Below are 13,849 nucleotides of genomic sequence, written 5' to 3' on the forward strand. Positions count from 1 at the left end.
TGCGCCCGGCGCGCGTACGGCTTCGGTGACTCTGCGCTACTATTCGGACACACACGTCACCCGCACGGGGAGAGGCAGTCACAGTGACTGCCTCTTTTTTGTTGTCGTAGACCACCTCTAGGCCCAGGTCGCGGTAGACCTGCGTGAGCCGGAACGATTTCCCAATCGATCACCGCCCTCGCCCAAGGCGGCCGGATCTCGCTCGTCGGCAACCTCGCAACCGGCGACGGCATGGACCTGACGCAGTTCCTCGACCGCGGCGCGTCGCTGCGCACCGTCACCGTCGGCAGCCGCAGTGATTTCGAGCGGATGAACCGGGTCGTCAGCCAACACCGGCTCCGGCCGGTCATCGACCGCATCTTTCCGTTCGACGAAGCACCTGACGCCTTCACCTACTTCGCGCAGGGCGCGCACTTCGGCAAGGTCGTCATCCGGCACTGACCGGTGGCTGGATCCCGCTGTCGAGGTCGGCTCCGGATCCGACCCCCTGCAGGTCGGGCACGAGTACGGCGTGTCGATCGGGCCCGTCGTCGTACTGACGCTCGACCGCGGCGGTGAGGAGGGCCAGTTGCCGGTCCAGCGGGGGATGCCGTTCCGGTGGCGCGACCGTCTTGAGGTCGTGCAGCGCGGCGAGGATCCGGCGTGGAACCTGCGGCGAGGCGGCGCCGGCGAGCCGGAGCTCGTCGAAGGCGAGCCGCACGTAGCCGTCCCAGCCGAGAACGCGCTCGGTGAGCCGCACGTCGCCGTTGCCGTCGTGGTGCCGGCCGGTCGGGAAGCGCCGGGTGGCGAGCTGGCGGAGGCCGTCGTGCAGGCGGTGGATGACCATGACGGCCGTGGTGGGGTCGGTGAAAGGCTGGGCGATCCCGCGTTCGGCGATGTCGACGAGCTTGCGGAAGCCGTAGGCGGGGTCGTCGCCGTGAGTGCGTTCGGCGGCCAGGACGACATACCCGGCGAGCCGTGCGCGGTCCACCTGGGCAGCGTTCCCGTGGATCCGGAACAGGGGCGCACCGGCGGGCACGAAGTCACCCATCATGGGAACCAGTTCGAGCACACAGCCGGCGTCGTGAGCGGCGGCGACCAGGGCCGGGCGGTCCAGGTCGACCACGATCCCGGATTCGGGGCAGGCGACGACATCGCGTGGGGTGGGTGCGGGGTCGTCGTCGGTGTAGAGCCGGTCGATCTGTTCGTGGAGGTGGTCGCCGACCAGGTCGATCAACCCGGCGGCGCGCAACGAGTTCCCGGAGTGGTGCATGTAGACGAACAAGGTGACGATGCTGGCCAGCATGAGCAGGTAGGCCACCAGGACCGTCAGCCCGGGCACGGTGCCGCCGCCCCCGACGTCCAGCTCGCGCAGCGCCAGGATGGCGAAGGTGAAGGTCGAGGCGAACAGCCCGTAGGCGAATTGGCTGGCCCGGTCCTGCAGGAGGGCTCGCACGATCCGTGGCGAGAACTGGCCCATGGCGAGCTGCACGGCCACCGTGGTGATGGTCAGCACGAGCGTGGTCAGGGTGACCATGGCCGACGCGATCGTGCTGAGGATGGTCGACACCGCGTCCGGTTTCCCGTTGATGCCGGTCGGGATGAGGTTGTCGCCGAACGCCCGATCGATCGCCACGGTGATCAGGGACAGCGCGATCGCGGCGAGCACGCAGAGCAGCGGCACGATCCAGAGTTCGCCTCGCAGGCGGTGACGGGCGCGCAGCGACAGCATGGTCGGCTTCCTTTCAGTAAGCGGACTGGATGTCCTGGTCACCAGGCGCAGGCCGGCATCTCTTGCGACCGACTCGAACCGTGATCCCTCCTTCGGTCGGAACGCGCTTCAACCGGATGACCTACCCGTGCCCGGGCGAGATAAACGACGACCGGGTCGGCACCGTGCGAGCCGGAGGGCAGAAAGTCGCCTCCGCACATCGACCCGTTACGCGGACGCCGGCGGGCGCAGGCCTCCTGCGGCGAGCTCCCGGGTCTCTGGCAGCGCGATCCTGGCCATGGAGGAGTACGGGGCACCGCCGGCCCGACTCGGGTTGGTCGTGACCGGCGAGGTCGCCGGTGGCGCGAGGTCGACGGCGGCCTGGATATTGTCGACGTCGCGCGTACCGGTCAGCTCCGGGCGACCTCGGCGGTGTGCGCGGGGAGGTAGCGCTCGCCCGTCACCTCGTCGCTCAGCGGGTCCAGCGCGGCCAGCGCCTCGGCGTCCAAGACGACCTCCAGCGCGGCCGCGTTCTGCTCCAGCCGAGCCGGGTTGCGGGTCCCCGGAATCGCCGCCACCGCCACCCCGAGCCGTTCGGCCTGGGCGTACACCCAGGCCAGTGCCACCTGGGCCGGAGTGGCGCCCAGCCGGCCGGCCACCGCGCGCACGGTCCGCGCGATCTTCTCGTTGGCCTCGCCCGCCTCGCCGGCGAAACGGGGGTTGGTGCGCCGGAAGTCCTTCTCTCCCAGCGTGGAGCGGTCCAGGGTGCCGGTCAGGAACCCCCGTCCCAGCGGCGAGTACGGCACCAGCCCGACCCCCAGTTCGGCCAGCACCGGGGTGACCGCCTCGACGTCGCGGGTCCACAGCGAGTACTCGCTCTGCACCGCGGCGATCGGGTGCACCGCGTGCGCCCGGCGGAGCAGTTCTCCGTCCACTTCGGACAGTCCCAGGTGACGGACCTTGCCCGCCTCGACCAGCTCGGCCATCGCCCCGACGGTCTCCTCGATCGCCACGTCCTGGGGCGGGCGGTGGGCGTAGTACAGGTCGATCACGTCGACGCCCAGCCGCAGCAACGAGGCGTCGCAGGAGCGCAGCACGAAATCCCGCGCGCCGCGGATGCGGCGGGCCCGGTCGCCGGCGCTGCGGTCGATGCCGAACTTGGTGGCCAGCTGCACCTGGTCGGGGAGACTGGAGCGGATGGCGCGGCCCACCAGGACCGCGTTGTGCCCGGTGCCGTAGGCGTCGGCGGTGTCCAGGAACGTGACGCCCAGTTCCAGGGCCCGGTCGATGGTGGCCAGGCCGCCGTCCCAGTCGGCGGCGCCGTAGCTTTCGCTCATCCCCATGCACCCCAGGCCCATCGCGCTGACGGTGAGACCGGGCGAGCCGAGCGTCGTTCGGGTGATCATGCGCGGACACTCCTCCTGCCCGGTGCGACCGGGCGGTACTTCGAAAGCCGGCGAACGCCGCCGACGCTAGGACCTGGAGCGCGCTCCACGTCAAGCCGGCGGATCTGCCCCCGCCGGCCGGGGCGGGCGCGGCAGGTGAGGGTGAAACGGTCTGCCGGTAATGGGCCGCAAAGTGCCCGTGACAGGCCTGGCGCGCAGCGAGGGAACACCGGCGCAAGGCGCGGTCCTCGAGGCCGTTGGCAGGTCAGTCGTGGTTCGTGGGTGCCGGGAAGGTGGCCAGTCCTGCTTCGGCCAGGCGGGCGGCGCGGCGGACCTCCCGGCTCACGGCCTCGATCGCGTCCGGCAGGGGGTGGCCGGGGCGCACGTGGGTCCGGAGGGCGCGGAACTGGACCCGCCACAGGCCGAGCAGCGTCGCCGCGGCGATCTGGGGTTCGGGGTCGCCGGGGTGCAGTCCGGTCCGGGTGGCGAGTGCTTCGGCGGCGATGTCGACGAACCGGTCGGCGACGTCGCTCTGGTAGGCCCGCAGGGACGGGGTGTCGCGGATCAGATCGCCGAACTTCCGGTACTGCGCCAGCCCGCGGTCGGTGTCGGCGGCGAGAGCCGTGGCGAGGCCGTCCCGTTCGTCGTCGAGGATGGTCAGCATCGCCTCGACCGGGGTCCGCGCCGGGTCCGGCAGGTGGGTGCGCAACGCGTCGGCCGTGGTCTCGAGCCGGTCCAGGAGCAGCGCTTCCTTGCTCGGGAAGTAGTTGAAGACGGTCTTCTCCGACACTCCGCACGCTTCGCCGACGTCGGCGACCCGGACGGCGTCGAAGCCGCGTTCGAGGAACATCCGCGCGGCGGTGTCGGACAGCTGCCGGCGCATCGCCCGTTTCTTGCGTTCCCGCAACCCTTCGACGGCCGGGCGGCCGGTCCCCGTTGTCGTCACGCCGTCATCCTACTTCAGCCACCAGAAAAGTTCTGCTACAGTAATTTTATAGCCACTGAAGTTAAGGAGTCCGCTCATGTCCCAGATCCACATCGTCCGCGACTACCCGCACTCGCCCCGGAAGGTCTGGCGGGCCATGACCGACCCGGAGCTGATCCCGTACTGGACCTCGACCGGGCAAGGCGCCCGCGCCGAGGGGTTCGAGCCGGTGGCCGGGAACAAGTTCCGGTTCGTCGCCAAACCGATGCCCGGCTGGCGGGGCATCGTCGACTGCGAGGTGCTGGAGGTCCGCGAGCGGGAACTGCTGCACTACACCTGGGTCGGCGCGGAGGGGGAGGCACCCAGCCACGTCCGCTACCTGCTCGAGCCCACCGCCGAGGGAACCCGTTTCACCTACCACCACACCGGGTTCACCGGGATCGGCGGGTTCGCGATGGCCAAGCTGCTCGGCGCCGTCCGGACCAAGATGCTCACCGTCGGCGTGCCCGCTCTGCTGGCCGAACTGGACGAGACCGGCGCGCTGCTCCCGGATGCGCCCCTGCGGCTGGCTCGGCCCCGGTGAACGTCCCCGCGCAACTGCTCGCCCTGGCCGCGGCGCTGATGCACCTGTGGATCTTCACGATGGAAAGCGTCCGCTTCAGCCGTCCCGAGGTGCACGCCATGTTCGAGGTGCGCGCGGCGGACCTCGCCGCGGTCCGCCCCTGGGCGTTCCACCAGGGCTGCTACAACGCACTCCTGGCCCTGCAGGTGCTGGCCGGGCTGGCCGCGGTCCGCTCGGGCTCGGTCGTGGCCGGCCACGCCCTCGTGCTGGCCGCCAGTGTGTCCATGCTCGCGGCGAGCGTGGCGCTGATCGCCTTCGACCCCCGCCGGGGACGGATCAAGGGCCTGATCGGCCAAGGTGGACCCGCCCTGGCCACCCTCATCGCCCTGATCGCGTGAGTCGCCTCCCGGGGGACGCATTCGTCGCTCTGGCAAGCTTCCGCTGATGTGGTGCGGAGCAGGCGCAGCCAGGAAGTGCGGATGCCGAATTGGCAACACTCGTGTTGGAGTATGGTTGCGCCATGGCCTGGGACGTCGAAGGTACGAAGCGCAGGATCCAGGAAGCTGCGCTCGCCGAGTTTTCGGAGTTCGGCGCGGCCGGGACGACCATCGACAGGATCGCCAAGCGTGCCGGGGTGAACCGTGAACGGGTCTACAAGTACTACGGCGACAAGCCGGCGCTGTTCTCGAACGTCGTCCGGTTCGAGCTGGACAAGCTCGCCGCGGACGTGCCCCTCCGCCAGGTTGCCGGCCCGGACGACTTGGCGGACTTCGCCGGGCTCTCGTTCGACTACCTGCGGGAACACCCGGATGTCGCCCGGCTCGTCCTGTGGGAGGGCCTCGCCGATGCGGGCGCCGTCCAGGACGAGGCCGAACGAACCGGGCTGTACGCGGGCAAGGCCCGTGCGGTGGCCGAGGCCCAGCGGGCGGGGCTGATCGACTCGTCGATCGCCCCCGCTCATCTCGTCTTCCTGCTCATCGCCCTGGCCGTCCAGTGGTGGGCGACACCGCAGATGGCTCGCATGCTCGCGGCCGGGCAAGACGACGACTCGCCGGCGCGGCGCCGGGAGGCCGTCGTGCGGGCGGCCCGGCGGATCGCGGCCGTCGGCGGTTGATGTGCGGTAGCGCGACCACCACGGCCCGGTCGGCCTAATCTCCGTCCGCGGGCGCTTCCTCCGTGGCCGGCGCGAGTTCGAAGCCCGAGGCGTCGGCGGCGACCAGCCCGGCGGCTGACCTCGTCAACGACCTGAACCACCGGTGGGCGTGGTCGTCGGTGTGCCGCGGGTGCCACCAGAACGCCAGCGTGAGTGCGTCGAACGCCATCGGAAGCGGCAGCGAGCGCAGGCCCAGGGTCAGTTCCGCGCGCAGTGCGAGGGACTTGTGGACGACCGCGACCCGATCGGTGCCCCGGACGAAGGACGGCACGGCGGAAAACGTCCCGGCCGTGACCTCGACGCGGGGGTCGAGCCCGGCCAGTACCAGCTGGCGCATGATCGTGGAGGTGACGAGCGCCGCGGTCGCCGTGGACCGGTCGGCGTAGAGCACCCACGGGAGTGCTGCGAGCGTGTCCCGGTCGAGGACCGCTCCGACCCGGTCGTTGCGGGCGTCGACCAGCGCCCGCCATTCGGTGGTCAGCAGATCCACGTGCGGTGCCTCCGGGATGGCTCCGTGCGGCAGCAGGATCCCGTCGAGGGTGCGCAAGCTCTCCAGGGCATCGTCGAGGTCGGCGATGCGCAGCAGGTCGAACCGGACGGATGACGCCGGTGCGGCCTCGCTGAGGAGCCGGCTGACGGACGGGCCGACGGCCTCGAGCCAGAAATCACTCGTCAGGATGACGAACTGGCGACGGGTGCGCGCCGGGTCGAACCCCGCGCGGCCGAGGAAGACCCGCTCGCTGCTGGTGACCGCGTCGGTGACGAGGGGTTGCAGGGCCGCGGCCAGCGGGGTGAGCACGTATCTGCTTCCCTGGCGCGCCAGCAGCTCGTCCTCGAAGTGCCGGCGGAGCCTGGCCAGCGCGGACGACACCGTCGGCTGGCTCAACCCGAGCTGCTGGGCCGCGCCGGAGACGCTGCGCTGGGCGAGGAGCGCGTCCAGGTGCACGAGCAGGTTCAGGTTGAGGTTCTTCAGCTCCTTCACGGGTGGCGTGCGGTCGTCGGTTCGTTCACAGCGCCATGACTACACACCCGGCCCGGCGACAGCAAGCGGGAACCGGGGATAGAGCGGGTCGATACCACCCATCGGCAGATCGGGCTTCCGCGGTCCGCGCCGTGCGGCGCATGGTGTTCCCGGTCCCGATCGCGACTGTCCACATCCGACCCGGTTTCCCTCGACGAAGCGAGAAACAGATGTCGTCTCCTCCTGCCGATCACGGTATCGCCAGACCCGTCCCGGCTCCGCCGGCGAGCGCGCCGACCCGTCGCCGCGCCGTTCGGGCCTCTCTGGTGGGCACGGTCGTCGAGTACTACGAGTTCACCGTCTACGGTTTCCTGGCCGTGGTCTTCGGGCCGCTGTTCTTCCCCGTCTCTTCGCCGGTGGCCGCGACGCTGTCGGCCCTCACGGTGTACGGCGCCGGGTACCTCGCCCGGCCGTTGGGCGGCGTGGTGTTCGGCGCGCTGGGCGATCGTCTCGGGCGCCGTCCGGTCCTCATGGCCACCCTTCTGATGATGGGGGTGTCGTCCGCCCTCATCGGGATGCTGCCCACCTACGCGTCCATCGGGCCGGCGGCGCCGGTCCTGTTGCTGGTTCTGCGGCTGCTCCAGGGGTTTTCCGCGGGCGGTGAATGGGCGGGAGCGTTGACCTACGTCTCCGAGATGGCACCGCCGCGCAAGCGCGCGCTGTACGGATCGATCCCGGCGATGGGTGTCGGCATCGGGTTCACTGCCGCCGCGCTGGTGGTGGCGCTCGTCGCGAGTACGGGTGTCGGCATGAGCACGTGGGGCTGGCGGATTCCCTTCCTGGTCTGCGTTCCGCTCACCGCGGTCTGCGTGGCGCTGCGCTTCCGCCTCGAAGATTCCCCGGAGTTCAAGGCCATCGCCCGCACCGCGGGCGGGGTCAGCCGGACGCCGGTCCGGGAAACGCTGCGCCGGCACCCGTGGGAGGTGCTGCGCGTGGCGGCGCTGACGATCGGAGTCCTCGGCCCGTCGATCCTCGGCAAGCTCTACCTCTCCGTCCACTTGGTGCAGGTGAAGAAGTTTCCCCCGGTGGAAGTCTATTTCCTGCTCGGCTTGGCGTTCGTGGCGACGGTCTGGATCTTCCCCGTGATGGGGGTGAAGTCGGATGCCCGGGGCCGCCGCCCGATCGCCTGGATCGGCTTGAGCGCCGCCGCGGTGCTGCCGGTACCCCTGTTCCTCTACGTCGATGCGGCGAGCAGCGCGCCGGCCGTGGTGCCGGCTTTGCTGATCTACCTGGTCGTCGAGCCGTTCGTCTCGGCGGCCGTTTTCACCGGCTTCCCGGAGCTTTTCCCGACCCGCACCCGCTTCACGGGTGTGTCCATCGGTCTCAACCTCGGCACCATCGTCGCCGGGGGCTTCGGTCCCGCCATCGCCGCCTCGCTCGGCGCTTCGACGGGATGGGCCGGAGCGCCGGGCCTGTGGGGCTCCGCCTGTGCGCTCGTCGGCCTGAGCGCGCTGGCCGTGACCCGCGAGAAGAACTCGTTCGAGAACAGGGAGGTTCTCCACGATGGAAAACGGTGAAGGGCGGCCCCGGCCCCTCGGGCAGCTCACCCCGAACGTGTACGTGGAAACCGGCACCCGCGGGTGCGATCCCGGCTTCGTCGTGACGTCGGACGGGGTGGTCGTCATCGACACCCCCCAGCTGCCGACGCACGCACTCGCCATGCGGCAGCAGGCGGAAAGCCACGGCCCCATTCGGTACGTCGTCAACACCGAGCACCACGTCGACCACATCTTCGGCAACTACTTCTTCGCCGGCGCCGGTCTGGTGGTCCACCACCAAGGCGTGTTCGACAACTTCATGACCGTCCACGACCTGGACCCGTTCGCCTTCGCGGTCAAAGCCGCCGAGGACGACGATCCCGAGGGAGCGAAGCTGATTCCCGGACGCGGCGAGTACTACGACGACCCCAACAAGGGCGACATCGTGTTCACCGGCGACGTGACGCTCAGGCTGGGGGAGCACACCTTCGAGCTGATCCACACCCCCGGGCACACGCCGGGCCAGATCGCCGTGCACGTTCCCGAGGAACGGACGGTCTTCACCGGTGACACCATCTTCTCCGGGTGCCAGACCTGGCTGATGACGTCCGACGTCGACCAGTGGCTGCGCTCGCTCGACCGGATCGCCCAGCTCGACGTCGACCACGTCGTGCCCGGCCACGGTGCGATCACCACCCTCGACGCCGTCCGGGAGCAGCGGGCCGTGCTGCTGGGCTGGCAGAGCGCCGTCGCCGACGCCGTGGCCAAGGGGTGGTCCCGCGAAGAGACGATCCAGCGCGTCGACTTCGCCGAAGCGTGCCGGACCGACGTCGGCCTGGACCACCTGATGGACTACATCCAGGCGGCGAACGCGGGGGCGCTGTACGACAGCGCCATCGGTTCGGGGCGCGGGGCATGCTGACGGTCCCGCTGGTGGTGGACATCCACGCCCACGCCCACGCGCCGGTCGACGAACTGGTGGCCGGCCGGGAACACCACGTCCAGGAGCAGCGCGCCCAGCTCTCGGTCTTCGGGCCGGAATCCGTTGCGATCAACCGAACCCTGTTCCGGGACGAGTGGTACCCGGCACTCACCGAGCCGGCCACCCGCCTGCACGCGATGGACCGAGCGGGCGTGGACGTGCAGGCCGTCAGCGTCGCGCCCACGCAGTACCACTCGTGGGCGGACGAAGTGCTCGCCGACGAACTGACGTACCTGGTGAACGAGCACCTGGCCGACCTGGCGGCGAAGTCGCCCGACCGGCTGACCGCCATGGCGCACGTCGCTTTCCAGCACCCCGGCCGGGCGGCCGGTCACCTCCGTGACGCGGTGGAGCGGTACGGGATGAAATCCGTGCAGATCCCGACCCGCTCCGGTGAACGCGAGTTCGACGACCCCGCGCTGGACGTTTTCTGGGCCACCGCGGAGGAGCTCGGGGTGCTCGTCTTCGTCCACCCGTGGGGGTGCACTGTGGAGCGCCGGTTGTCGTCGTACTACCTGGGCAACATCATCGGTCAGCCGCTGGAGACCACGATCGCCTTGTGCCGGCTGGTCTTCGCCGGGGTGCTCGACCGGTTTCCCCGGTTGCGGATCTGCGGCGCGCACGGCGGTGGCTTTCTGCCGGTCCACCTCGGCCGGGCCGACCACGCCTACGAGGTGCGCCCGGAGAGCCGCTCGATGGCCAAGCGGCCCAGTGAGTACCTGTCCCAGCTCTATTTCGACAGTCTCGTCTACCGGGCGCCGGAGCTGGCGGCGCTGACGCGGGCGGTGGGAGCCGACCGGGTTCTGCTGGGGACCGACTACCCGTTCGACATGGGGGTGAGCGACCCGCTCGCCCGGCTCGAGCAGACCGGTCTGCCGACGGCCGAGTTGCGGCGCATCGCCGGGCTCAATGCCGCTGGACTGCTCGGTCTCACGCAACGAAAGGAGAAACGAACATGAAGTGGGCCACTTACCGCTCACCGGCGGACGGCAACGAGCACGCAGCCCTGTTCGACGGCGAAACCCTTCACGGCCTGCGCGGCGATCGGCAGCTGGTCGACCTCATCGGGTCTCCCGCGGCCCTGGCGGAGGCCGCCCGCGAAGCCGGAGACGACCCTTTCGAGGTCGTCCCCGCCGGTGACGTGCAGCTGCTGGCACCGATACCGCGCCCGCCGTCGGTCCGGGACTTCATGGCGTTCGAGAACCACTACGTCACTTCGATGACCGCGATGGGGCTTTCCACGAACCCGGTTTATTACCAGCAGCCGGTTTTCTACTTCCAGAACCCGGCCGCGCTCCGCGGGCCGCACGAGACGGTGCCGATCGCCCCCGGGAGCCGGCAGTTCGACTACGAGCTCGAGGTGGCGGCGATCGTCGGTGCCCCGGCCACCAACGTCAGCCCGGCCGAAGCCCCCGCCCACATCGCCGGATACACGATCTTCTGCGACTGGAGCGCCCGGGACCTCCAGGCGGCGGAGATGACCATGGCGATCGGCCCCGGCAAAGCCAAGGACACGGCCACCAGCCTCGGGCCCTTCCTGGTCACCCCCGACGAGATCGAGGGGAAGCGCAGCGGCGAGGGCTTCGACCTGGAGATGACCGCGTCGGTGAACGGCGTCGTCTACAGCGAAGGGAACTGGGCCGACCAGTTCTGGTCCTTCGCCGACCTGCTCTCCTACGCCTCCCGGGGGACGACTCTGCAGACCGGGGACGTCATCGGCTCCGGCACCGTCGGTACCGGTTGCATCCTGGAACTCGCCAAAGTCCACAGTGAAGCGGAATATCCCTGGCTGGTCGCGGGCGACGAGGTCACCTTGAGCGTCGAGAACCTCGGTGAGATCCGCGCTGCGATCACGCGAGGGGCTCCGCTGCATCCCCTTGCGCGGCGGCGCAGCTCGTCCGCCCGGCAGTGATCGCGGTCAACTCCAACACCTGTGTTGCAGTTCGCGGGTGACAGGCGTAGGTTCGAAGCAGAAGCCAACACTACTGTTGGAATTTTTGAAGGAGCATGATGGATCTCGAAACCGTCGTCAAAGGCCGTTGGTCCTCGCAACGCGAGGAAGACCGATTCGTCGTCGACGACCCCGCCACCGGACACCGCCTGGCCACGGTCCAGGGCGGGGGTGTGGCGGAGGTCGACGCGGCGGTCCGCGCCGCCCACCAAGGGTTTCTCGCCTGGAGCCGCCGGCCCCCGGTGGAGCGCGGCCGGTTGCTGCTGGAGGTCGCCCGCCGGATCCGTCTGCACGCCGACGAACTGGCCGAACTGGAATCCCGGGAGAACGGCAAGCCCCGGAGCCAGGCGCGGGCGTTCGACCTCGAATCCTGCATCGCCGTGTTCGAGCTTTTCGGCAGTCTCACGCACGAGATGCCCGGGGCGGTCCGGGACACCGGCTATTCGCTGGACGTCACGACCCTTCAGCCCTTCGGCGTGATCGGCGCCATCATCCCGTTCAACTGGCCGCCGATCCACACCGCCGGGAAGACCGCGCCCGCGCTCGCGGCGGGGAACGCCGTCGTGCTGAAGCCCCCGGAGCAGGCGCCGCTCACCATCTTGCGGCTGGCCGAGATCATCCAGTCGGTGCTGCCCGACGACGTCGTCCACGTCGTCGCGGGCGGCGGATCCGCGGGAGCGGCGCTCGCGGGGCACCCGCTGGTCCGGAAGCTGTCGTTCACCGGCGCTCCCACGACGGGGGTCGCGGTCTCGAAGACGGCCGCGGACAACCTCACCCCCACCTTGATGGAACTCGGCGGCAAGAACCCGCTCGTCGTCTTCGAAGACGCCGTCCTCGACGACGCCGTGGCCGCTGCCCTCGAAGGCGGGTACTTCAACCAGGGCGAAGCTTGCACCGCGGCCTCCCGGTTGCTGGTGCACCGCTCGGTGCACGACGAGGTGGTCGAACGGCTGGGCCGTGCCGTGGCCGGGCTGCGGGTCGGGCGTGGCCTCGACGACACCACGCACGTCGGCCCGCTCGTCACGGCGGCCCAGCAGCGGCGGGTGCTCGACTACATCGACATCGGCGTCCAGGAAGGCGCCGTCATCGCCGCGCAGGCGAAGTTGCCGGAGGATCCCGAGCTGGCCAAGGGGTTCTACGTCGCGCCGACGCTGTTCACGGCAGTGACCCCGGACATGCGCGTGGCCAGGGAGGAGATCTTCGGCCCCGTCGTGTGCGTGCTCCCCTTCGACGACGAAGCCGAGGCCGTGGCCATTGCCAACAACACCGATTTCGGTTTGGTGGCCGGGGTGTACACCGCGGACCACGCTCGCGCGCTGCGGGTCGGTCGCGGGATCGAAGCGGGCATCGTGTTCGTGAACAACTACAACCGCGCGGTCATCGGCACACCGTTCGGCGGAACCAAGCACAGTGGCTACGGTCGCGAACACGCCGCCGAGACGCTGCGCGAATTCGGCTACAGCAAGACGATGCGGCTTCCGTCCGGGATGAACCCGGTACCGCGCTGGGCGGTCGTCGGCGAACTGCTCGGCTGACGGACCACCACGGCAGGCGCGGCGGGCACGGCCGGCTTGTCCAGCACCACGGCGGGGCCTGGCGGTCCCGCAGGCGAACATCCCGGTCGGCGGAAAGGTCCACGACGAGCCGTCCTGATCGGGCCGGTGGTGGGATACTCGGACCCATGAGTTCGTCACCGCCCGACCCGCACCGCGTCGTCGCGCTGGTGCTGCCCGGGGTGATCGCCTTCGACCTCGCCATCGCCGCGCAGGCCTTCGGGCACCAGGAGCAGTCGGATCTCTACCGCTTCGATGTCTGCACCCCGCACCCGGGACGTGTGGCGACGCAGTCGCCGTTCGCGATCGATGTCGCAAGTGGACTGGAGGCGCTGGAGCGGGCGGACACGATCGTCGTGCCGGGGTTCCGGCCGCTGGTGGATCCGTCGCCGGAGGTGCTGGAGGCGCTGCGGGCCGCGTACGCGCGCGGCGCGCGGATCGCCTCGGTGTGCATCGGGGCGTTCGCCTTGGCCGCCACGGGGTTGCTCGACGGCCACGTGGCGACGACGCACTGGCGGGAGGCCGCGGAGTTCCGGCGCCGGTTCCCCGCGGTCCGGCTCAACCCCGGTGTGCTTTACGTCGACAACGGCCGGCTGCTGACGAGCGCCGGCCTGTCGGCGGGGATCGACCTGTGCCTGCACATGATCCGGCAGGACCACGGTGCGGCGGCCGCTTCCCGGGTGGCCCGGTACATGGTGGTCGCGGCGCACCGGCCGGGCGGGCAGGCGCAGTTCGCGAGTCAGGTCAGCGAGGATGACGGCCTGTCGGCGACGTTCGGGTGGATGGTCGGCGAGATGCACCGGCCGTTGACCGTCGCCCAGATGGCCCGGCACGCGGGGATGCCGGAGCGCAGTTTCGCGCGCAAGTTCCGGGCCCGGACGGACATGACCCCGATGCGCTGGCTGGCCACGCAGCGGCTGCTGGAAGCGCAGCGGTTGCTGGAGTCGACGCCGTTGCCGGTGGAGGACATCGCGGAACGCACCGGACTGGGCACGGCGGCCAACTTGCGCTTGCACATGGCGCGCGAGCTGGGCACGACACCGACCGCTTATCGGAAGTCGCGCGCGGCGGGGGAGCCGCTGCGCGCGTCGTAGTGGCCGAAGCCTTTCGCGAAGTGGCTGGAACTGCTGGACAACAACGCCCGTTTCG

Annotated in this window: 14 protein-coding genes; 10 read left to right on the forward strand and 4 right to left on the reverse strand. The window is 70.2% G+C overall.

What is annotated here, in order from left to right:
• The first annotated feature begins 195 nt into the window (after positions 1 to 195).
• Complete coding sequence (locus tag ACERZO_RS18245; protein ID WP_372666421.1) at positions 196 to 441, forward strand: zinc-binding dehydrogenase; 246 nt, start codon at positions 196 to 198, stop codon at positions 439 to 441.
• On the opposite strand, the gene ACERZO_RS18250 is transcribed toward ACERZO_RS18245, so the two are convergent.
• The 3 genes from ACERZO_RS18250 to ACERZO_RS18260 all read right to left on the reverse strand — a co-directional run bounded on the left by ACERZO_RS18250 (position 428) and on the right by ACERZO_RS18260 (position 4,021).
• Positions 428 to 1,711 carry a DUF2254 domain-containing protein gene (locus ACERZO_RS18250; protein ID WP_372665867.1) on the reverse strand — a complete coding sequence of 428 codons (1,284 nt, stop codon included), beginning with the start codon at positions 1,709 to 1,711 and terminating at the stop codon, positions 428 to 430. The two genes, ACERZO_RS18245 and ACERZO_RS18250, sit on opposite strands and share 14 nt — an antisense overlap.
• Before the next feature lie 389 nt (positions 1,712 to 2,100).
• A complete protein-coding gene (locus ACERZO_RS18255; RefSeq protein ID WP_372665868.1) occupies positions 2,101 to 3,096 on the reverse strand; it encodes an aldo/keto reductase in 996 nt (331 codons plus the stop codon).
• Positions 3,097 to 3,340: 244 nt separating this feature from the next.
• Positions 3,341 to 4,021: a TetR family transcriptional regulator gene (locus ACERZO_RS18260; RefSeq protein WP_372665869.1), complete on the reverse strand. Its 681-nt coding sequence runs from the start codon at positions 4,019 to 4,021 to the stop codon at positions 3,341 to 3,343.
• 76 nt (positions 4,022 to 4,097) lie between these two features.
• Between ACERZO_RS18260 and ACERZO_RS18265 the strand changes: the two genes are divergently transcribed.
• The 3 genes from ACERZO_RS18265 (at position 4,098) to ACERZO_RS18275 (ending at position 5,676) form a co-directional block, all read left to right on the forward strand.
• The gene (locus ACERZO_RS18265) at positions 4,098 to 4,583 is read left to right on the forward strand and encodes an SRPBCC family protein (RefSeq protein WP_372665870.1); all 486 of its coding nucleotides are present in this window, start codon (positions 4,098 to 4,100) and stop codon (positions 4,581 to 4,583) included.
• Positions 4,580 to 4,960 (forward strand): DUF1304 domain-containing protein, encoded by a 381-nt coding sequence (locus tag ACERZO_RS18270; protein WP_372665871.1) that lies wholly within the window; start codon positions 4,580 to 4,582, stop codon positions 4,958 to 4,960. The genes ACERZO_RS18265 and ACERZO_RS18270 overlap by 4 nt, the downstream gene beginning before the upstream one ends.
• Before the next feature lie 122 nt (positions 4,961 to 5,082).
• A complete protein-coding gene (locus ACERZO_RS18275) occupies positions 5,083 to 5,676 on the forward strand; it encodes a TetR family transcriptional regulator (protein WP_372665872.1) in 594 nt (197 codons plus the stop codon).
• A 34-nt stretch (positions 5,677 to 5,710) separates the two neighbouring features.
• Here the strand turns inward: ACERZO_RS18275 and ACERZO_RS18280 are convergent, their stop codons facing one another.
• Positions 5,711 to 6,697 carry a LysR family transcriptional regulator gene (locus ACERZO_RS18280; protein ID WP_372665873.1) on the reverse strand — a complete coding sequence of 329 codons (987 nt, stop codon included), beginning with the start codon at positions 6,695 to 6,697 and terminating at the stop codon, positions 5,711 to 5,713.
• Positions 6,698 to 7,002: 305 nt separating this feature from the next.
• On the opposite strand from ACERZO_RS18280, the gene ACERZO_RS18285 reads away from it, so the two are divergent.
• The 6 genes from ACERZO_RS18285 (at position 7,003) to ACERZO_RS18310 (ending at position 13,794) form a co-directional block, all read left to right on the forward strand.
• Entirely contained in the window at positions 7,003 to 8,253 is a 1,251-nt protein-coding gene (locus ACERZO_RS18285) for an MFS transporter (RefSeq protein WP_372665874.1), read from the forward strand.
• Positions 8,240 to 9,136 carry an MBL fold metallo-hydrolase gene (locus ACERZO_RS18290; RefSeq protein WP_372665875.1) on the forward strand — a complete coding sequence of 299 codons (897 nt, stop codon included), beginning with the start codon at positions 8,240 to 8,242 and terminating at the stop codon, positions 9,134 to 9,136. Before ACERZO_RS18285 ends, ACERZO_RS18290 begins: the two co-directional genes overlap by 14 nt.
• Complete coding sequence (locus ACERZO_RS18295) at positions 9,130 to 10,155, forward strand: amidohydrolase family protein (protein ID WP_372665876.1); 1,026 nt, start codon at positions 9,130 to 9,132, stop codon at positions 10,153 to 10,155. The genes ACERZO_RS18290 and ACERZO_RS18295 overlap by 7 nt, the downstream gene beginning before the upstream one ends.
• Entirely contained in the window at positions 10,152 to 11,108 is a 957-nt protein-coding gene (locus tag ACERZO_RS18300) for a fumarylacetoacetate hydrolase family protein (RefSeq protein WP_372665877.1), read from the forward strand. The genes ACERZO_RS18295 and ACERZO_RS18300 overlap by 4 nt, the downstream gene beginning before the upstream one ends.
• A 98-nt stretch (positions 11,109 to 11,206) precedes the next feature.
• Positions 11,207 to 12,682, forward strand: coding sequence for an aldehyde dehydrogenase family protein (locus ACERZO_RS18305; RefSeq protein ID WP_372665878.1), 1,476 nt, complete (start codon positions 11,207 to 11,209; stop codon positions 12,680 to 12,682).
• Between the two features lie 146 nt (positions 12,683 to 12,828).
• On the forward strand, positions 12,829 to 13,794 hold the full coding sequence (locus ACERZO_RS18310) for a GlxA family transcriptional regulator (protein WP_372665879.1): 966 nt from the start codon (positions 12,829 to 12,831) through the stop codon (positions 13,792 to 13,794).
• Positions 13,795 to 13,849 lie beyond the last annotated feature (55 nt).

The organism is Amycolatopsis kentuckyensis (assembly GCF_041679295.1).
In the GTDB taxonomy this organism is placed as follows: Bacteria; Actinomycetota; Actinomycetes; order Mycobacteriales; family Pseudonocardiaceae; genus Amycolatopsis; species Amycolatopsis kentuckyensis_A.